Origin of the sequence: Vibrio atypicus (genome assembly GCF_009811315.1) — a bacterium.
Lineage (GTDB): Bacteria > Pseudomonadota > Gammaproteobacteria > Enterobacterales > Vibrionaceae > Vibrio > Vibrio atypicus.
In genome coordinates this window covers 129,820-148,921 of record NZ_BLID01000008.1, presented here as the reverse complement: position 1 = coordinate 148,921, position 19,102 = coordinate 129,820, and the positions used below count along the sequence as shown (strand labels likewise).

The following is a 19,102-nucleotide window of genomic DNA, read 5'->3' as shown; positions in this document are numbered from 1 at the left end:
ACTTACCTCCGCTGACATATTTCACTAAATAGTTCTAATCTTCGCCTTTCTTTGACTCTATCGTCTAACAATAACATAGCGTTACGCCGTACATCATTTTTGTAAGGTGACTGCTTTATCCAACTTTCAACAAATTGCTTAATCTCTTTTTTAGATTTATCATAATCTTCAATGTTTGCTATCTGTTTGTATACAGGATTAAAATTAGAAGATGCATCAAAAAAATCTGTATCAACGTAACTACCAAAGCAAGGTAGGCCATAATTGAAATATTCACGACTCTTCAAAGGACAAGCTTCTGAAAGCCCAGCTCTCTCCAAAGCTAATGAAGCAATACCGATATGAGAATTTGATAATATTTCATCAAGCTCACTTCCTGTCTTATAGCCATGATAAAAGACATTCAGAGTGTTACTACCTGTTTCACCCACAACATGAAAATCGTATTCAGGCAAGCTTTTCGCTAATTCAATTAAGTGATCAAGTCCATGCCATGGCAAACCAGGTGATACAATAAAAGCTAACGATACCCGACAACTTACGCTCTCATTAAGGCTCGGAACTCTACCAAAATCGTAACCGTTAGCAATAACACAATATCGGGGTATATTTTTTAAGTCTCGCCGATAGAGCGCTGCGAGTTCGTTAGTGACAAACACATATGCTGAGGCTGTATTTTTCAGTCTATCTCCCAATACCGAGTTATAAATTCGAGTATAAGTACTATATGCTGCCCCTGAATATTCTTTTTTTTCATATGAATTTATCTCTAATATGGTAGGAATTTTCCTAAATAAAAGCTCAATATGAGGAGTATAAGTGATCAATCGAGAGTACATCAGATCGAAAGATTGATTGCTTATGTGTTGAAAAAATTTATATGCGTTGTAGTTAATTATAAATAGTTTACTAATTGCAGTGCTATTTAAAGTGTATTTTTTCCCCAACGTAACCACCTCTAAAGAGCAAACATCCAGATAATTTCCGGTACGTAGAGAATAGACCAAAACTGTATGACCTTTAGAAGTCCATATTTTTGTTTTCCTAAGGATTTTACATAATACTGAACTGGGGTTCTCAGTATCAATTTCACCTTCAATCAAGTATGCAACTTTCATTACTTCAAACCTAATTTTAAATCTCGCAATTGAAGCGATTTAAAATCTCTGAAAAATAGGAAATTCTTTTTCAGAGAAAAACATATTAATGAGAAAAAACAATACAGAACAAAACAGTGTTGAGTACGCAGCGCCTTCAATTCCAAGCACAGGGACTAACATATAGTTACCCAATAAATTTATAAAACCCACTGCGATATTAACAATTGCAAGAATTTTTGTTTTACCGCTAATGCTCAGCCCAGGAAAGAACACATATGCACTTTGAATGAGCATTGCACATGATAATAGAACAAAGACATATGCTGAATTATGATAGTTATCACCTACAATCACTAGCAAGAATTTATCAGAAACAAAAAACAAGAAAGCCAAAAAAATCAGTGATGCACAGCAATATATTGAGAACAATTTTTTAATACTAGATTTAACGTTAGGATTATCTAACTGACTGTATATCAAAGGAGCTAAAGCACTCTGAAACCCCAGAGTTATAAGAGTCACAATTGATGCAAACCTTGCAGCCACTCCATACTCAGCGAGTTCAGAAAATCCAAGAAGCTCTTTAATGACCATACGATCGACCAATGTAGACAATATAACACCAAGGCTAGACAAAACGAGAGGGGAAGAAAAAAGAAGCATCTTTTTCAAAACATCATAATTAGGTTTATTAAGCCAATAAGAACTTATTTTCGAATAGTTGTAAACAACGACGACCAGTTGCCCTATTATGGTACTCAACAAAATCACTATTAATGATTGTTCAAAAGCATTTAACCCAACAAAACCTAAAATTGCTACTATAGCAGCGGAGAATGCAGAGGAGATAGTAGCAGATTTACTATCGAGATTAGACCTGAATACAATAGAACTCATGTATAGTGTTGATGTAACAAAATAACTAATCAAAGCCAAAAATGCTATTAATTTCTGATCAGACTGCCCCGTTAAAAATAAAGACAAATCATCTATAAAAAATAACCCAATAATCAAAAGAATGGTATAAGATACAAAGTTAAAAAAAACACCATTGGTTATATATAAAGATTTCTCTTGGTGGGACTTTGCTTCTGAAGAAAACCTTAACACAGATTGAGTTATTTCAAGTGATACAATTACGGCAATAAAACTACCTATAGTAAAAACATAATCATAAGTACCGTATTCAACTTTATCTAGAAAGTTCAAATACACTGGAAGCATTACAAAACCAATACCTTTAGTGAAGAGGTTGGCTAATGTATATAGAAAACTATCCTTAAAAAACGTGCGAATCATATTTGCTCGTACTTACTTTCAAGGTATCGCTTAGCTTGACTATGAGAGCCGTGTAACTTTGACCAACGATAGCCTCGCTCTGCTTGTTCTTGTAACTGTTCGACTGGAGAATCTAGAGCGTTCTTTAGATTGTCAAACACTTCCCAATAGGGTGTTACTACCCACGCTTCGTTAGCTCCTTCAGGAAGCATAGGTTCAATATTTTTGTCAGCTGATGTCAGAAGTACCGAATTTGTAGCCATAGCCTCAATCCCAAAAACACCAGGTACAAAAGCGTAGAACTCATTAAGTACTATATGAGCACGGGCTAACTCCGATAAAACCTTATCGTGGGTAACTCCAATAAGCTCAACATATTCGAATTCATATCCAATAGTTTGTAACTTCTTAATAGCAGCACGTACTATCTGTGTACCTTTAGGTATAGGAGAAGATGGGCAGTGAAGTACCACTAATTTTTCAACATTAAGCCATTTATGCTCTTCACTCAACTCAAAAAATTCATCGGGTAGCATGTATGGCAAGTAATGAGCATCACTTTGCATATATGATATCTGATCTACAGGATAGTTAAATATCAAATCTGAAAATCGATCTGATGCCACACTCAATTTCTTGATGTTTTTTTCTCTAGTATCCAAACTGCACCTTAAAATATATGGGTGATAAGTGGCTACTGTATCCATATTTTTCAATTGAGGAAGAGATAGCATTTTATCGAAAGATCTTATATCTGTCCCCGTGTATACACAAACAATTTTTAAACCTTTTGATTTTAAAAAATCAAATTCCCAGCAACGCCCATCATCGGGGAAATTTATTAACCCGTCGTTACCTATGTATGTTACTGTACTGTATCTTGGAACGACACATGCGAGAATATAACATCGATAAAAAAATCCAGCTAAGCGATTTTTTTTACTAGGTTCAAAGGTGTACGGAAAGTCATAAAAATAATTTTCAGATAAATTAACTGAATCATGCCCGAGAATTTCGGACATGTTTTTTAATATAGAAGCAGTTTCAACTCCTAAAACCAAACCCTTGGAATCCGAAAAGGTTGAGGCAGGAAAGGCATACTGTAACCCAACTACAAGCTTTTTTTGTAAATTAAACAATAATTTCTTTAGAATTTCTTTCATCTTAGCAGTTCGATATGTCTAACTTTTGTTCAAAATAGTTAAAATGTAAACCATCAATTATAATGAAATAGTGATATTTAAAAGATACAATAATATAATAGGTGCGTACAAGACTAGGAATACTCGTAGAATCCACGACCAGTTTTTCGACCTAGTCGACCAGTTCGAACATATTCTTTTAATAATGGGCTTGGTCTATATTTAATATCACCAGTATCCTTGTATAAACTATTCATTATTGATAAACAAACGTCAGTTCCAATTAAGTCAGCTAACGCGAAGGGTCCAATTGGATGACTCGTCCCAAGCTTCATTGAAACGTCAATATCTTCTTTAGATGCTACCCCAGTATGGAATAAGTTTATAGCTTCATTAATCATTGGAATTAATAAGCGATTAACAATAAAACCAGGTGAATCTTTGACCTCTACAGATTTCTTATTGCTTGCTGTTATTATATTTTTAACTTTTTTTATTGTATTATTAGATGTCATGTTTCCAGATATAACTTCAACCAAATCCAGGTCAGATATAGGGTTAAAAAAATGAACACCAACAAAATTCTCTGGGTGCTTATATGCCATGGACAACAAAGAAATCGATAATGACGATGTATTAGTTGCAACTACAGTTTCCTTTGATGCGTAATTAGAGACCTGGGAAAATAATTTCTTCTTTTCTTCAATATCTTCTACAATCGCTTCAAATATAAACAGTGAGTCAGAGATAGAGCTAATATCCGAAACAACGGTAATCTTTTCACTTGCTTCTTGATAACTAATAGTACACTTCTTGGCAATTCGACGTACAGATTTTTTAATCTTTTGAGTAACTTGCTCAATAGAATCTTCTTGCCGACACCACACATTAACTTCAATGCTATCCTGTAAGCATGCTAATACAGCAGCAATCCCTTGTCCCATCACACCGCAACCGAGCACACTATACTTCATATACCACCTCGATTTTTTTTCAATAATTTAATGAAATTTCGATGCTCTGTTGCAAAGTATCCCGTGACTTTTTGGCTGTCTTGTACATCCCGAATAACTGTCGAACCAAGGCTTATATATGCCTTATTACCTATAGATACACCGTCTGAAATAATTGAATTGGGCCCAATCCACACATCGTCACCAATGACTACGCTCCCGCAAATTACAGCTGATGCAACGATCATCACATTGCATCCAATTTTAACGTTATGGGATATATGAACAAGATTATCAATCTTTGAGCCGCGACCAATAATAGTATTGCTTAAAGCACCACGAGCTATAGATACATTTGATCCTATATACACTTCATCTTCAATTAATACCCCACCAATGTGAGGGAAGTTTTTAAGTGCTCCATTTTCAGATTGATAGTACCCAAAACCAACGCTACCTATCGTAGTGTTGGATTCTACAACACAATTCTTTCCAATTTTTGTATTCGGATAAATTACTACATTATCTCCAATTTGACATCCCTTCTCAATAACGCACTCCTCATGAATAATCACATTATTCCCTATAAAGGATGATGGTGAAACTACGCTACTATCATCAATGGTTGAATTCTTAGAAATATAATTTCTATTTTTTTTCTTGTAGCATAAATCGTATATTTCACAGAAAGTAATTTTTGGATCTTCCGTAAAAATAGCGCAAATAACATCATTGGAAAAATTAGTTACCATTGACAATGGTAAAATATAAACACTACATACTCCCTCATTGACCAACGTCATATCTTTAACTCGCTTTCCGTCAAGAAAAGTAATACCATTAGTCTTTTGGTTTGTTGCCGAGCAGAAATTTGTAAAAGTAGTATTGATGTTCCCATGAAATTTATATTTTAAATTCAATAAACTAAGGCACTCAAATATATTGAACATTTCTATCCCTCATGAATGTTTTTATTATAATAAGTATCAGGATGAGTTAAGAGATAAATAAGGTCAGGATTATCCTTTGCATGCTGTATAGGACTTCTCTCATCGCCTGCCATAATAATACCGTTATTGTAAGATTTCCAACGGATCCATTCAGAGTCTGAGACATATCTACAATGATTCCAAAGGCTCTCGTCATACGCTTCATATAAGAGTCCAAACTCACTAGGCTTACGTGTTTTCCAGAAATCTAAATTATTATTCCCTGTTATATCACCATGTGAAGCTGTGCCTAGTATATTTATATTGAAAAAATTTTCGAATATATGTTTTTGTTTAATAAGCATTTCATCAGCATCAATAAAGCAAAATTTCTCTAAATCTACTAGTTCTGTATGAAGTCCAATTTCATGTTTTAACTTCTTAAGATAATTAATTAAGTTAATAGTAGAGTATTCAAATAAATTATATTTAGGACAACTAAACCTGAAATACCAACTTGCCTTAATATTATGTTTTTTAAGAATCCTAGCTATTTCCCAAGCTTTATCAATTGAAAAGTCGACATCAATACGATTAATAACCGTTTTAACAGTGGCGCCCTCTATGAAATAATCTGAAACCCTTATAAAGCTATAACCTTCATTAATAAGACCAGTTATCTGTTGCTCAAAATCCAGAAAACTAAAACTCATGATTGTTCCTCATTAGGTAAGGTATACTTGATATAAAAGCTCCACGGAATTAGTCCTTTTTTGGCCATAAGGTAGAAGAATGGCCTCATAAGTTCAAATGTCTTTTTATAGTTTTTAAAATCGGTATAGTATTTTTTAGGCTGAGTCATTAATGCCTCAAACTCTTCATCGTTCAAATTCAAACGTTTTTTATAATACTCAAGTAGTCCATCCTCAATATGAGGTTCTTCTTTCATTAACGCCAATGCTTCTTCTCTAGTCATTCGCCCATCTCGACAATAAGCAGAGTAACCGACTATTCTGAAGTCACTATTCCAACGTTTAGGAAAAAAATAACTGTGAAAAAATGCAGCCGTTCTATTCTCTAAATGATGGCCACCATACCATGTCCATCCATAATCACGAGTTAACATTTCTTTTGCGGCTTCTTTATCATAATCTAAATAATACAGTGGCCTTACTGATTTTATCTGGTTGAACATCATCCATTTCAATTGTTTTGACAACCATAAGTTAGGAAAAGTCTTCATCGGTATCAAGCCGTACTTTTTATGGACACTCTGAATATACTTTGCATCCATATAAATCCACCCCATAGGAGCAGAGCCTTCTGTTCTGAAGGAATGACCATCAATCTTATACTTTATGCCATATTTTTCGGCAGCCATATTCATTGTGGTGGCCAGACCGATGTCTGTTGGACACTCAATATCACGCACTCCAGATTTTAGAAATGACAGTAAAATGTCATCAAACTCTCTCGACTCAACAACATGTGTATATAAATCGATTCCTAACTTATCTGTTAATACATGAATATTTTCTGTTGCAATAGTTGAATTCCAGGTATTGTCAAAGTGCACAGCTAATAAGCGAAGACCATATTTTTTTGTCATGAGGTGCATTAGGTAAGATGAGTCACAACCGCCTGACACGCCAATCAGAGCGTCATATTTCTTGCCTTTACCAGCAGCCTTCATTTCATTTACAAGTTTTTGTAACTCTTGCGCACCTCGCTCATCATTAGGAAACTGTATTTCAAACTCTTCAATTTGACGACAATAATTACAAACACCTACTGAATCAAACGTAATATTGGGAACGGTTTCGTCATAAATACAACGCTGACAAATTTGCACACTCATTTTAGTTTCCCCCTAATAATTCTTTTAAATCTCTCAATTTTGGGAACTTTATTAATACTCCCATCCCTTTGGATTGAAATACAGCCATACTGCCTAATGCGACCGCTGACGCATGACCATGTTGTATTACTTTTCTTATGTCTTCCTTAGAACCTGCTCCACCTAATGCTACAACTGGAACCTCTGTGTTATCCGTGAAGTACCTAATGAGTTCACAATCAAATCCTTCCCACGTTCCTTCGTTATCAATATTATTAACGATGATTTCACCAACACCCAAATAATTGAGTAAGCCTAAGATTTCATCTAGGCTTTTTTTAACTCTATTCTTACCATTGTAAATATATACCTGTTGAACTTTTCTAAATCGTGAACGCTTTATATCTAGAGTAGCTATAATACTCTGAGCACCATAAATCTTTATTGCTTCCTTCACGATTTGAGGGTTTTCAAATAACAGTGAACTTACAGAAACCTTTTCTACACCTAGATAAAATAGATTTCTAAAGTCTTCTAGTGTTTTTACCCCTCCGCCATAGCAAATCGGCATAAAACACTCAGAAACTATTTGCTGGATAAGTTCAAACTGAACAGGCAAAGCTTTACTTGATGCTCTAATATCAAACAAAACTAGTTCGTCCACTTCCATTTGATTATAAATTCGACATGAATTCGACGCATCACCTACATATACCGGAGACTTAAATTTGGTTGTTTTTACCAAACCCTGTCCATCAAGTAATAGAGCTGGAATTACTCGAGTTCGTAACATTTAAATGCTCTCTGCAAAGTTCTTAACTAATTGCATACCAAACTTATGACTTTTTTCAGGATGAAACTGAAACCCCCAGACATTGTCTTTATTCACCGCGCACACAAAATCATGCCCATAATGACTCGTTAATAGCTGATATTCTTTTGGCACATCGCTAGCATGATAAGAATGTACAAAGTAGAAACGAGTCTCATCATCAAGCTCTTCAAGGCCTGCCAAGATTGACTCTCGCTCTCTACAAGGTTGTACAATATTCCAGCCCATATGAGGAATCCGCAAACGGTTAGGGCCAGTTAATAAGTCACCTGAAACTGTGTCAAAGTTAAACTTTTTCACATGGCCTGGGATTAACCCCAAACCTTCCTGATTTCCCTCATCACTAGTGCTAAAAAGAAGTTGCATACCCAGACAAATACCCATCAGGGGGGTATCGCGGGCATTGACAGCTTCAAGGATTGCTGGTTTTAACCCACTCTCGTTGAGTTTTCTAACTCCATTGTCCCAATGGCCCACTCCCGGAAATATTAGTTTTTCAGCGTTGAGGACATCTTCTTTCTTGCTAATAACTTGCACTTCATGACCTATATGCTTAATGATATTGACCACAGAACCTATATTACCCATTTGACAATCAATTATTGAAATCATAACGAATGACCTAAAACTAAATCATGACTATTAAGAACTTTATTCAGCTCCTCATTGCCACGTATTTCTTTTACTTCAATTCCACGACTATCACCACAGCCAATAACAATGCCTGAGTCCAAAAACATCACAACCTGACCGGGCTTTGCATAGACTGGATATGTAAATAGTTCAGCACTTTCGACTATAAACCGTTTTCCCTTGATTTCGAAGTAAGCTCCAGGGTATGGTTCTGTTTGTGCGTTGATAAACCAAAGAACTCGATCTGCAGACTGTGACCAATCTATTAAACCTGAGTCAATATTTCTTCGCGCACAATAACTAGCCGAACTATGATCTTGCTCTTTCCCTAAATTATTGCCATCGAGTATTTGTTTAAGAACATAACCAAAGTTATCTGCTATTTTTGACTCTAATTCAGCTAGGACGCACTTAACTTTTTTTCCTTTTCCAGCGACGGTCCATTGATAGTAAACATCACCAACATCAATACCATCTGAGATTTTAAACAGTGAAGAGCCTACAATATCATCACCATTTATCATTGACCAAACTAAAGGAGAAAAGCCACGGTACCTCGGTAAAAGAGAGTGGTGAATACCAAAAACCTGATCATTTAGATGAAGCAAAACGGAGTTGGGGATAATCCAATACCAACCGCATACAAAAGCTGCATCAAATTTATAACCGAAAACAATCTCGAGAAATTCTCTATTATTTTTTACTACTTTAAGATCTAAATTTTCGCTTTCACAATAATACTTGATGTCCTCGAAGCAATTACGCTCGTCAACAGTATCATCAAATGTCATAACAAAAACTTGGCTTTGTACCTTATTGTAAGCAACAAAAGATTTAAGGCATGCCAATCCTGAGTTTTTTGAAATCAGAAATAGAACCTTATTCTTATAAACCATATAAAGCCACGCTCAATTCATTGACGACAAATTCAACATCATCATTGCTCATGCCTTCATGTAAGGGCAATGCTAGTCCATGTGTATATAAATATGATCCTTCAACAAAGCTATTCTCTATATTTCTTGAATGATTGAACAAACTAAGCGAACTCATACTTTGGGCCCCAAGGTTTGATTCAACTTTTTTTGCTCTTAGTGCTTTGATAACCTCAATTCTTTCAAAGCGCTGGGACAATACAATCATATAGGTTTGAACACTGTGACCATCTACGATATTAGGTAGTGTTATTAATCCTTGGGCCACTATAGGGCTCAGCAACTCAGTATATCGATTAGCAAGTGCACGACGTTTAGTAATCCAATCATTTAGCTCTGGCAGTATTGCTCGACCGATTGCAGCTTGAAAATTGGTCAGCCGATAATTTAAACCAATACTCTTAAACTCGATGCCTTTGTCCGACCTTTCCATACCATGATTTCTAAACAACATCGCTTTTTTGTGCAATGTATCATCATTGGTAACAATCGCTCCACCTTCACCAGTAGTTAATGTCTTTCTCGGGTGGAATGAGAAACAACCAAAATCTCCCACTGTACCAACTTTAGCATCCCCATCTGAAGCACCAAGAGCGCAAGCAGCGTCTTCAATAAGCTTCAAATTGTATTTATCCGCTATTGCTCGGTAGAGTTTTAAATTTTTGGGGTTTCCGAACTCTAGAACAGGCATAATTGCCTTGAGCTTTTCAGGCCCTTGCCAAGATGCAATTCTTTCTTCCAATAGCTTTGGACACATATTATAAGAAGAGGATTCGACATCAACGATGACCGCTTTAGCCCCAGTCATTTCAACTATGTTTGCAGTCGCGGTAAAGGTGAAGTCCGGTACTATTACGGCATCCCCTCGTCCTACGCCTAGGCTCAGCAACGCGACGTGTAACGCGGCGGTACCATTACTAACAACCAAAACATGCTTCGCACCTAAATACTCAGCAAGTTCTTTTTCAAATGCTAAGCATTCTTCACCGTGAACAAGTTGACCACTTCGCAATATATCACCAACTCGAGATATAGCTGATTCCGGTATTTGGGGTTGTGATAATTTGATCATGCTGTTATTTACTCAAGAACATATCCGGCATTTGCGGTAGATCATCCATATTCTTTGCTATCCATTCAGCTGTGCGAACTAAGCCTTCCTCTAAATCTACTTGAGCTTTAAAATCTAATAAATCATCTGCTTTATCTACATTAGGTATACGAAGTTCGATATCAGCAGAAAGTGCGTCTCTAAAAATAATTCTCGACTTTGAGTTTAGAACTCGACAAATCGTTTCTGCCAAACCATAAATTGTTGTTACGGCTCTGGCATTACCAATATTAAACGACTCACCAACAGCCTTAGGCATAGATAAGGCCTTCATTAGAGCGTCGATCATATCATCAACAAAACACCATGCACGGATTTGAGAACCATCACCAAAAATGTAAATATCTTCATTTCTAAGTGCTTTACGAATCATAATAGAGATCGCCCCCTCTCCAACTTGTCCAGGTCCATAGACGTTGAAAGGTCTAAAAGTAACAGTAGGTAAGCCGTGCTCTCTATGATATGCATGTGTTAGATGCTCTCCAGCTAACTTGCTCACGGCATAGGTCCAGCGAGCTTCGCCCACGGCTCCAGTCGTCGTAGAATTCAGTTCGTCAACTCGATACGCTCTAGAACCAAAAACTTCAGAAGTAGAGAACTCTAGAAACCTTTCTACAGTACCAGCTTGGTAAGCGGCTTCTAAAGCATTAGAGGTACCCGTCATATTTACAGTCATCGTTCTTACAGGACTCTTAACTGTATTATCAATACCTGCGATAGCTGCTGCATGAATAAATATCTCAGATTCCTGAGCAGATCTGATCAGATGAGCGCGGTCCAAAACATTACCTTCAACAAGTGTCAGGTTTTTATGTTTTGAGAACGGCTGACTCTTTAAAGTATTACGATCTAAGTTGTCATATGCGACAATTTCATTCTCATCAATCAACTTTCCAATCAGTGTGGAGCCAATAAAGCCTGCGCCACCTGTGATGAAAATTTTCTTATTTTTTAATTCAATCATTATGTATTCCAATACTTAAATTTATTTTTTCATGTATCCATGCATCGGCAGGCTAAATACTTGACTAGAAAGTTTCTCTGCTACTGGAAAATCACCTTTCTTATAGTTCAAGTTCGAAAAAGCACTTTGCTCATGCATACAAGTTCTGTAGTACACCATTGTCGGTATACCTTGCTCTTGAAACGCTTTCATCGCGTCATCTCTACGATTGCTTCTCACCGTATATTGCGCCCAAGAGCTGAAATAATTGTCCGGCACACTCGGAGTAATAAAGTCATTTGAAAGAGTTTTTTTGTAGTTTTCTGCGGACTTGTTTCTAGCTTCTAGTTCTTGCGGGAACTCTGCTAACTTTTCCAGAAGAATTGCAGCTTGAATTGTATCTAAACGACTGTTTACTCCAATTCTAACATTGTCATATTTATCAGTACCTTTACCATGTATTCTTAAGGAACGGATCAATTCAGCATACTCATCGTTATCTGTGAAAATTGCCCCTCCATCACCATAGCAACCGAGTGGTTTTGCAGGAAAAAAACTGGTTGTAGCAATATCACCAAACGAGCCTGCCATTTTCCCGTTAATCGATCCACCAAATCCTTGCGCTGCATCTTCAATTAACTTCAAATCGTATTTTTCAGCCAAAGCTTCAATCGCAGCGTAGTCTGCTGGAAGTCCAAACAAATCGACAGCGACGATAGCTTTAGGAGTTAGTATTCCCTCTGCGATTACAGATTGAATACGTTTCTCAAGATCAATCGGACACAAGTTGTAAGTCGCTTCATTGGAGTCGACAAATACGGGTATCGCTTTTGCAAACGCAATAGTTTCAGCAGTAGCAAAGAAAGTAAAAGTCGGACAGAATACTGCGTCTCCTTCTTTTATATCCAAAGCCATCATAGCTAGTGTCAGTGCATCAGTACCGTTAGCACACGTAATTACATGTTTCACGCCTACATATTCAGCCAGCTTTTCTTCAAGATCCGATACTTCTGGCCCCATGATGTATTGGCCATGATCGAGAACTTTATGAATACGTGCATCAATTTTTTCTTTTAAGTGTTGATACTGAGCTTCTAAATCTATGAATTGCATAACTTTCAAATTACTCTTCTAGCAAGCTAAGGTTTGATCCTTCAAGCTTGTAAACTAACTTTGAATGAGGACACATGATCTCTGCTTCACCTTGCAAAGGTAAATCTAGTTGCTCACCGAACATACTCATCCATCCAATTTGCTTAGCCGGTACACCAACCATCAAAGCAAAAGGCTTAACATCGCGATTTACGACAGTACCTGCACCTATAAATGCGTACTCACCTATTGTGATACCGCACACAATCGTACAGTTGGCCCCGAGTGTTGCGCCTTTTTTTACCAACGTGTCCCGGTACTGGTCTTTGCGCTCAATTAACGAACGAGGATTGTATACATTGGTAAAAACCATACTTGGTCCACAGAAGACCCCCTCTTCTAGGTGAACATTATCATAGACTGAAACGTTATTTTGAATCTTACAGTAGTCGCCAACAGTAACTTTATTACCCACAAATACATTTTGACCAAGCGAGACACCACAGCCTATTTTCGCACCAGAACATACATGCGCCCAATGCCAAACTCGACTTTCAACACCGATTGAAGCCCCTTCATCGATGATTGCGGTTTCATGTTTATAGAAACCCATAATTACTCCAAGAATACTAAAGGGAGCCAATGCTCCCTTACCTAGCTATAAACGGATATCAGCGTCATCGACCGATAGAACATGTTTCACATCATAGAGAACATGCTCTTGCTTACCCAACTTACGAAGAGCGTCTACCCCCATAAGCTTCGTTTCACTATGATCAACGGCCAACACAATTGCATCATACTGCCCTTCATTTAACTCATCGATCAGCTCTAGATTGTATTCACGTTGAACTTCTTCTTTCGAAGCCCAACTGTCATAAACATCTACAGACATATTAAAATCTTTTAGCTCTTTTACGATATCAATGATTTTCGTATTTCGTACATCAGGACAATCTCCTTTAAAAGTAAAGCCCAGAATTAATACTTTAGCTTCGTCGATGTGAATCTTCTTGCTCGCAAGCTTTTTCACTAACTGCGTTGCTACATATTCTCCCATACCATCATTAATTCGACGGCCAGCCAATATGACTTCAGGACGATATCCAACTTCTTGAGCTTTATGCGTAAGGTAGTATGGATCGACACTAATGCAGTGCCCTCCTACTAAACCTGGCTTAAATGGCAAAAAGTTCCATTTTGTACCTGCAGCCTTTAGGACTTCTTCCGTATCAATATCAAGTTTATTAAAAATCTTAGCAAACTCATTTATGATCGCTATATTCAAGTCACGTTGAGTATTTTCAATTACTTTCGCTGCCTCTGCTACTTTAATTGAAGATGCCTTATGAGTACCCGCATCAACAATAGAGGCATATACTGCATCAACAAAATCCGCAACTTCTGAAGTAGAACCAGAAGTGATTTTCATTATTGTTGTGAGGCGATTAACCTTATCTCCTGGATTTATCCGCTCAGGGCTATAACCAGCAAAAAAGTCTTGATTAAACGTCAAGCCAGACATTTTTTCAATAATTGGGATGCATACTTCTTCTGTTGCCCCTGGGTATACTGTAGATTCGAAAACCACGACGTCGCCTTTCGAAATCACTTTAGAAAGAGCTTCAGAAGCCTTCTTGAGTGGTGTTAGGTCAGGTGTATTTTCTTCTGTAATGGGAGTCGGCACAGTAACTATATAAAAGTTGCAACCTTTTATTGACTCTAAATTGCTTGAATAAGTCAGTAACTTAGCACTTTTTAGCTCATCATTGGTGCATTCCAATGTTGAATCAAATCCTGATTCTAGCTCTAAAACACGTCCTGTATTAATGTCAAAGCCGATAGTCTGGTATTTTTTCCCAAACTCAACAGCTAAAGGGAGGCCTACATAGCCTAACCCTATAATACCTATTTTGAGGTTATTCAAATTCATATTCTTATCCGACTTGTTATAGATTTAGAGGTAAACCAATTTCTTTGTGATCTCGAGCAGAACGATAAGTACTTATCAATAACTCTAAAGATTTAAGCCCTTCTCGCCCATCAGTTTCAGGTTCAGCTTTACCGCGTAATACATCAGCTACATTTTGAAAGTAAGGAGGATGTCCAAAGCCATAAACAGAAGTTGTTTGATAGTTAGCTTTAGCAATCTCTGCATCATAGTCGCGCTCATCTTCAAACACCCATTCCTGAATGTCATTTACTGCAACACCACCAATCCTAACAGTTCCTTTTTCGCCCAAAATTGTAATAGACCCCTCTAAGTTCTTAGGATATGTGCACATTGTAACGGACATCGAGCCTAACGCTCCATTACGCCACTTTAAATTGACAACTCCAGTATCTTCTACCTCGATATCACGATGTGTCGATGTCATCGCATGAACTTTTTCTACCGGGCCAATTAGCCAATGCATTAAATCAACATAATGGGTGGCCTGATTCATGAAAGCACCACCATCCATGTCCCATGTCCCTGACCACGATGCACGATCATAGTATTCCTGAGGGCGAGTCCAGAAAACATTTAAGTGAACCATGTGAATTTTACCAAAGCGTTTTTCATCCACTGCTCGTTTAAGCATCTGAAGTGTGGAGTTTCGACGGTTTTGCTTGACCACAAATAGGCGCACCCCAGCTTCATCACAAGCTTTAACCATTGCTAAACCATCTTCCCACTTCGTAGCCATAGGTTTTTCGGTAATAACATTGATTCCAGCCTTAGCCGCTTTAATTGTTTGAGAGGCATGAACGCCACTAGGTGTGCACAAAGTTACCAAATCCAAACGCTCTGAATTAAGAAGCTCATCAAGTGAAAGATAACCGGGAACTTGATACTGTGACTTATGGGCGTCTAACACCTCCGGGTCATTGTCACAAACAGCGACCAACTCGTATTCCGATTCTAATTGTTCAATAGAACCAAAGTGGTTTTTTGAGATACGACCACAACCTACAACAGCAATTCTAATTTTTTTCTTTTGTTCCATAGTCAGTTCTTTCACTTGTATTAATGTAAATCAACATAGGGATATGTGCATTTGTACAATTGTCCGGCTATATCAATAAACTAAATTTAGATGAATCTAGAAACGCTACCGCCCTTGGGTTACGCTCCCAAAGGCAGAGTTCCGAGACTAACGGCATAGCTAATAGTGCAGGGAAGTATATCGAAACAGACGTTCAATCGCGAGAAAAGTTACGACCACGACTAAAAGCTTTGTTAATAGTCGACTCCTATTCAACATGCTACAATCGTGCAAGTTCTGGATGAAAGAAATAAGGCAAAAAGTATGATCATCGTAACTGGCGGGGCTGGCATGATTGGCAGCAACATCATCAAGGCATTGAATGAGCAAGGCATCAACGACATTCTAGTCGTCGATAACCTTAAAAATGGTAAGAAGTTTCAAAACCTTGTTGATCTAGATGTCGCCGATTACATGGATCGCGATGACTTCCTGGTTCAAATTATGTCGGGCGAAAATTTTGGTCCAATCGACGCAATCTTCCATGAAGGAGCTTGCTCCGCCACCACTGAGTGGGACGGCAAGTACATGATGCTCAACAACTATGAGTACTCCAAAGAGCTGCTTCACTACTGTTTAGAGCGTGAAATTCCTTTCCTTTACGCATCATCAGCTGCGACTTATGGTGAGACAGATACCTTCATTGAAGAAAAAGAATATGAAGGGGCGCTCAATGTATACGGCTATTCTAAACAGCAATTTGACAACTATGTTCGTCGAATCTGGCAAGATGCTGAAGAACATGGTGAAACACTTTCTCAAATTACAGGCTTCCGCTACTTCAACGTTTACGGACCACGTGAACAACACAAAGGTTCGATGGCGTCTGTAGCGTTTCATCTAAACAATCAGATGAATGCAGGTGAAAACCCAAAATTGTTTGAGGGCAGCGAACAGTTCAAACGTGACTTTGTATACGTTGGCGATGTTGCTGAAGTAAACCTATGGTTCTTACAAAATGGTGTTTCTGGTATTTTCAACCTAGGAACTGGCAGTGCAGAGTCTTTTGAAGAAGTCGCGAAAGCAGTTATAGCTTATCATGACAAAGGCGAAGTGGAGACTATTCCATTCCCAGAGCATCTCAAAGGCGCCTACCAAGAATATACTCAAGCTGATCTAACCAAACTTCGCGCTGCAGGCTGCAACCATACTTTCAAACCAGTTGCTCAAGGTGTTGCAGAGTACATGGCAATCATTAACAAATAATAGCGACGCATTGTGAGTAAACCACGTAACGATTTCGATCCGAAAGCATACAACCCCGCTTTTGAGTGGGGTTTTCTTGCACCTAAATATTGGGGGACTTGGCTAGGCGTGTTAGTTTCTCTGCCAATATCCCTAATGCCAGTTAAAGTACATAAATGGATCGCACACCAGGTCGCCTCTCGTTTGGTTAATAAACGCAAAGGCGCAGTGCATAACATTCGAGTCAACCTTTCTCTTTGCTTCCCAGATAAAACGGAGCAAGAGAGAGAAAAAATAGTGTATGAAACACTATTAACTGCTGGCGTCTTTATGATGCGCTTCGGCTTGCTCACTATACGCTCTCCACAATGGCTTCAAACTCAATGCACTCTGATAAACGAGCACTATTTGACCGACTGTACTGAGCAAAATGAAAATGTGATCCTTTTGGTTCCTCACTCTTGGTCGATTGATATCCCTGCCGTATTGCTTGCTTCAAAAGGGTTACCTGTCTCAGCCATGGCGAAAAAGCAAAAAAACCCTGTGAGTGACTGGTTGATGCATCGTCAACGCGTGCAATACGGTGGACGTGTTTACGAGCGTTCTGGAGGAATCAAACCTTTCATCAAGTCGATCAAAGACGGTTATCTGGGGTATTACCTTCCTGACCAAGACCACGGTGCTGATATCAGTGAGTTTGTCGATTTCTTTGCAACCACTAAAGCGACCTTACCAGGGCTAACAAAGTTGGCGAAGCTATCCAAGTCCAAGATAATCGCAACATTTGCGTCTATCGATCCTGATACGGGCACATACTTCATTGAGTTTATGCCACCGCTCGAATTGCAAGATACCGACCCTGAAGATGCTCGTGGGATGAATAAAGCAATTGAATACTTTGTCGCCAAAGCACCTAATCAGTATATGTGGATTCTCCGCTTGCTCAGAACCCAACAAGATGGTCGTAACCTCTACCGAGAAATGCGCGGTAAACTATAGAAATAACAACGAGGCACCGTGAATAAAATATTGGTCATTGGCCCATCTTGGGTGGGCGATATGGTGATGTCACAATCACTCTACATTACGCTAAAGCAACAGTCACCTAACGCGATCATCGATGTTATTGCGCCTGGTTGGTGCAAGCCTATCTTAGAAAGAATGCCGGAAGTTAATCGCGCCATTGAAATGCCATTTGGCCATGGTGAATTTAACTGGTCAGGAAGAAGGAACCTTGGTCGCTCGCTGATTAATGAACACTACACTCACGCTTTTGTTCTGCCTAACTCAGCCAAATCCGCGCTAATTCCTTGGTTTGCCAAGGTCCCAGTGAGAACAGGATGGAAAGGGGAAATGCGCTATGGTCTGCTCAATGATTTAAGACCAAATAAAAAAGCCTTCCAATATATGGTTGAGCGCTACGTCGCTTTAGCACATCCAAGAAAGGAGATGGTTGGTTCACAGTCCCTAGGTGGCATTGAGGCTCAACCAAAACCAAGTTTATCGATCAATGAATCCATACAAGAGGCTACGCTAGCAAAGTTCAAGCTAGCGCAAGATAAACCGATTGTTGGTTTGTGCCCTGGTGCAGAGTTTGGCCCTGCAAAGCAGTGGCCTATTGAGCACTACGCTGCTGTCGCTGCGGAAATGATTGAACGAGGTCATCAAGTATGGCTGTTTGGTTCTGCGAAAGATCAGCTAACAACATCTTCGATTCTACTGAATCTTACAGAAGAGCAGAAGCAGGCCTGCTTTGATTTAGCAGGACAAACATCTTTAATAGAGGCCGTTGATTTGCTCGCAGCGTGCCAAAGCGTGGTAAGCAATGATTCAGGTTTAATGCATGTCGCAGCCGCGGTTGGCTGTCATGTAGTGGGTGTTTATGGCTCAACGTCTCCAAAATATACTCCCCCCCTTGCGCGGAAAGTGGATATTGTGAGCACAGACATTGAGTGCCGTCCGTGTTTTAAGCGTGAATGTCCGTTAGGCCATCTCAAGTGCTTAAAAGAGCTTAAACCGCATAACGTAATCAGTGCAATATCCTCTATTTAACATTATCGAGCATTAAAAAATAATGAACAGAATAATAAATACCTTCGAACA

Annotated in this window: 19 protein-coding genes; 3 read left to right on the top strand and 16 right to left on the bottom strand. The window is 38.4% G+C overall.

All coding sequences use genetic code 11. The features are described from left to right. Positions 1 to 2: 2 nt before the first annotated feature. The 16 genes from GVO60_RS16825 to GVO60_RS16750 all read right to left on the bottom strand — a co-directional run bounded on the left by GVO60_RS16825 (position 3) and on the right by GVO60_RS16750 (position 15,775). The gene (locus tag GVO60_RS16825) at positions 3 to 1,118 is read right to left on the bottom strand and encodes a glycosyltransferase family protein (protein ID WP_159656081.1); all 1,116 of its coding nucleotides are present in this window, start codon (positions 1,116 to 1,118) and stop codon (positions 3 to 5) included. Positions 1,119 to 1,157: 39 nt separating this feature from the next. Then, the gene (locus tag GVO60_RS16820; protein WP_159656079.1) at positions 1,158 to 2,399 is read right to left on the bottom strand and encodes an oligosaccharide flippase family protein; all 1,242 of its coding nucleotides are present in this window, start codon (positions 2,397 to 2,399) and stop codon (positions 1,158 to 1,160) included. Next, complete coding sequence (locus tag GVO60_RS16815; protein WP_159656077.1) at positions 2,396 to 3,541, bottom strand: hypothetical protein; 1,146 nt, start codon at positions 3,539 to 3,541, stop codon at positions 2,396 to 2,398. Before GVO60_RS16815 ends, GVO60_RS16820 begins: the two co-directional genes overlap by 4 nt. A 113-nt stretch (positions 3,542 to 3,654) precedes the next feature. Beyond that, positions 3,655 to 4,494: a 3-hydroxyacyl-CoA dehydrogenase family protein gene (locus tag GVO60_RS16810; RefSeq protein ID WP_159656075.1), complete on the bottom strand. Its 840-nt coding sequence runs from the start codon at positions 4,492 to 4,494 to the stop codon at positions 3,655 to 3,657. Then, complete coding sequence (locus tag GVO60_RS16805; protein ID WP_159656073.1) at positions 4,491 to 5,423, bottom strand: UDP-3-O-(3-hydroxymyristoyl)glucosamine N-acyltransferase; 933 nt, start codon at positions 5,421 to 5,423, stop codon at positions 4,491 to 4,493. The genes GVO60_RS16810 and GVO60_RS16805 overlap by 4 nt, the downstream gene beginning before the upstream one ends. A gap of 2 nt (positions 5,424 to 5,425) precedes the next feature. Continuing rightward, positions 5,426 to 6,115 carry a polysaccharide deacetylase family protein gene (locus GVO60_RS16800; RefSeq protein ID WP_159656071.1) on the bottom strand — a complete coding sequence of 230 codons (690 nt, stop codon included), beginning with the start codon at positions 6,113 to 6,115 and terminating at the stop codon, positions 5,426 to 5,428. Next, entirely contained in the window at positions 6,112 to 7,260 is a 1,149-nt protein-coding gene (locus GVO60_RS16795) for an N-acetyl sugar amidotransferase (protein WP_159656069.1), read from the bottom strand. Before GVO60_RS16795 ends, GVO60_RS16800 begins: the two co-directional genes overlap by 4 nt. A gap of 1 nt (position 7,261) precedes the next feature. Further along, complete coding sequence (locus GVO60_RS16790; RefSeq protein WP_159656067.1) at positions 7,262 to 8,032, bottom strand: HisA/HisF-related TIM barrel protein; 771 nt, start codon at positions 8,030 to 8,032, stop codon at positions 7,262 to 7,264. After that, the gene (hisH, locus tag GVO60_RS16785; RefSeq protein WP_159656065.1) at positions 8,033 to 8,683 is read right to left on the bottom strand and encodes an imidazole glycerol phosphate synthase subunit HisH; all 651 of its coding nucleotides are present in this window, start codon (positions 8,681 to 8,683) and stop codon (positions 8,033 to 8,035) included. It lies immediately after the preceding gene. Further along, positions 8,680 to 9,600 carry a methionyl-tRNA formyltransferase gene (locus GVO60_RS16780; protein ID WP_159656063.1) on the bottom strand — a complete coding sequence of 307 codons (921 nt, stop codon included), beginning with the start codon at positions 9,598 to 9,600 and terminating at the stop codon, positions 8,680 to 8,682. Before GVO60_RS16780 ends, hisH begins: the two co-directional genes overlap by 4 nt. Then, entirely contained in the window at positions 9,590 to 10,711 is a 1,122-nt protein-coding gene (locus GVO60_RS16775; RefSeq protein ID WP_159656061.1) for a DegT/DnrJ/EryC1/StrS family aminotransferase, read from the bottom strand. The genes GVO60_RS16780 and GVO60_RS16775 overlap by 11 nt, the downstream gene beginning before the upstream one ends. A gap of 4 nt (positions 10,712 to 10,715) precedes the next feature. Continuing rightward, positions 10,716 to 11,714 (bottom strand): NAD-dependent epimerase/dehydratase family protein, encoded by a 999-nt coding sequence (locus GVO60_RS16770; RefSeq protein WP_159656059.1) that lies wholly within the window; start codon positions 11,712 to 11,714, stop codon positions 10,716 to 10,718. A gap of 21 nt (positions 11,715 to 11,735) precedes the next feature. Continuing rightward, positions 11,736 to 12,806, bottom strand: a complete 1,071-nt coding sequence (locus GVO60_RS16765; RefSeq protein WP_159656301.1) for a DegT/DnrJ/EryC1/StrS family aminotransferase — start codon at positions 12,804 to 12,806, stop codon at positions 11,736 to 11,738. A 10-nt stretch (positions 12,807 to 12,816) separates the two neighbouring features. Further along, a complete protein-coding gene (locus GVO60_RS16760) occupies positions 12,817 to 13,398 on the bottom strand; it encodes an acyltransferase (RefSeq protein ID WP_159656057.1) in 582 nt (193 codons plus the stop codon). Between the two features lie 45 nt (positions 13,399 to 13,443). Further along, positions 13,444 to 14,718 (bottom strand): Vi polysaccharide biosynthesis UDP-N-acetylglucosamine C-6 dehydrogenase TviB, encoded by a 1,275-nt coding sequence (gene tviB, locus GVO60_RS16755; protein WP_159656037.1) that lies wholly within the window; start codon positions 14,716 to 14,718, stop codon positions 13,444 to 13,446. Positions 14,719 to 14,734: 16 nt separating this feature from the next. Further along, complete coding sequence (locus tag GVO60_RS16750) at positions 14,735 to 15,775, bottom strand: Gfo/Idh/MocA family protein (RefSeq protein ID WP_159656035.1); 1,041 nt, start codon at positions 15,773 to 15,775, stop codon at positions 14,735 to 14,737. A gap of 303 nt (positions 15,776 to 16,078) precedes the next feature. Between GVO60_RS16750 and rfaD the strand changes: the two genes are divergently transcribed. From rfaD to waaF, 3 genes are read left to right on the top strand one after another with little or no spacing between them, the layout of a single operon-like run. After that, the gene (gene rfaD / locus GVO60_RS16745) at positions 16,079 to 17,020 is read left to right on the top strand and encodes an ADP-glyceromanno-heptose 6-epimerase (protein ID WP_159656033.1); all 942 of its coding nucleotides are present in this window, start codon (positions 16,079 to 16,081) and stop codon (positions 17,018 to 17,020) included. A 12-nt stretch (positions 17,021 to 17,032) separates the two neighbouring features. Further along, positions 17,033 to 17,998 (top strand): lauroyl-Kdo(2)-lipid IV(A) myristoyltransferase, encoded by a 966-nt coding sequence (gene lpxM, locus GVO60_RS16740; RefSeq protein ID WP_225874943.1) that lies wholly within the window; start codon positions 17,033 to 17,035, stop codon positions 17,996 to 17,998. 18 nt (positions 17,999 to 18,016) lie between these two features. After that, a complete protein-coding gene (gene waaF, locus GVO60_RS16735) occupies positions 18,017 to 19,051 on the top strand; it encodes a lipopolysaccharide heptosyltransferase II (protein WP_159656031.1) in 1,035 nt (344 codons plus the stop codon). Positions 19,052 to 19,102: the final 51 nt, after the last annotated feature.

Bases quoted from the DNA above. Each gene is read 5' to 3' on its own strand.
- GVO60_RS16825 (WP_159656081.1), bottom strand. From the start codon at position 1,118: ATGAAAGTTGCATACTTGATTGAAGGTGAAATTGATACTGAGAACCCC.
- GVO60_RS16820 (WP_159656079.1), bottom strand. From the start codon at position 2,399: ATGATTCGCACGTTTTTTAAGGATAGTTTTCTATATACATTAGCCAAC.
- GVO60_RS16815 (WP_159656077.1), bottom strand. From the start codon at position 3,541: ATGAAAGAAATTCTAAAGAAATTATTGTTTAATTTACAAAAAAAGCTT.
- GVO60_RS16810 (WP_159656075.1), bottom strand. From the start codon at position 4,494: ATGAAGTATAGTGTGCTCGGTTGCGGTGTGATGGGACAAGGGATTGCT.
- GVO60_RS16805 (WP_159656073.1), bottom strand. From the start codon at position 5,423: ATGTTCAATATATTTGAGTGCCTTAGTTTATTGAATTTAAAATATAAA.
- GVO60_RS16800 (WP_159656071.1), bottom strand. From the start codon at position 6,115: ATGAGTTTTAGTTTTCTGGATTTTGAGCAACAGATAACTGGTCTTATT.
- GVO60_RS16795 (WP_159656069.1), bottom strand. From the start codon at position 7,260: ATGAGTGTGCAAATTTGTCAGCGTTGTATTTATGACGAAACCGTTCCC.
- GVO60_RS16790 (WP_159656067.1), bottom strand. From the start codon at position 8,032: ATGTTACGAACTCGAGTAATTCCAGCTCTATTACTTGATGGACAGGGT.
- hisH (WP_159656065.1), bottom strand. From the start codon at position 8,683: ATGATTTCAATAATTGATTGTCAAATGGGTAATATAGGTTCTGTGGTC.
- GVO60_RS16780 (WP_159656063.1), bottom strand. From the start codon at position 9,600: ATGGTTTATAAGAATAAGGTTCTATTTCTGATTTCAAAAAACTCAGGA.
- GVO60_RS16775 (WP_159656061.1), bottom strand. From the start codon at position 10,711: ATGATCAAATTATCACAACCCCAAATACCGGAATCAGCTATATCTCGA.
- GVO60_RS16770 (WP_159656059.1), bottom strand. From the start codon at position 11,714: ATGATTGAATTAAAAAATAAGAAAATTTTCATCACAGGTGGCGCAGGC.
- GVO60_RS16765 (WP_159656301.1), bottom strand. From the start codon at position 12,806: ATGCAATTCATAGATTTAGAAGCTCAGTATCAACACTTAAAAGAAAAA.
- GVO60_RS16760 (WP_159656057.1), bottom strand. From the start codon at position 13,398: ATGGGTTTCTATAAACATGAAACCGCAATCATCGATGAAGGGGCTTCA.
- tviB (WP_159656037.1), bottom strand. From the start codon at position 14,718: ATGAATTTGAATAACCTCAAAATAGGTATTATAGGGTTAGGCTATGTA.
- GVO60_RS16750 (WP_159656035.1), bottom strand. From the start codon at position 15,775: ATGGAACAAAAGAAAAAAATTAGAATTGCTGTTGTAGGTTGTGGTCGT.
- rfaD (WP_159656033.1), top strand. From the start codon at position 16,079: ATGATCATCGTAACTGGCGGGGCTGGCATGATTGGCAGCAACATCATC.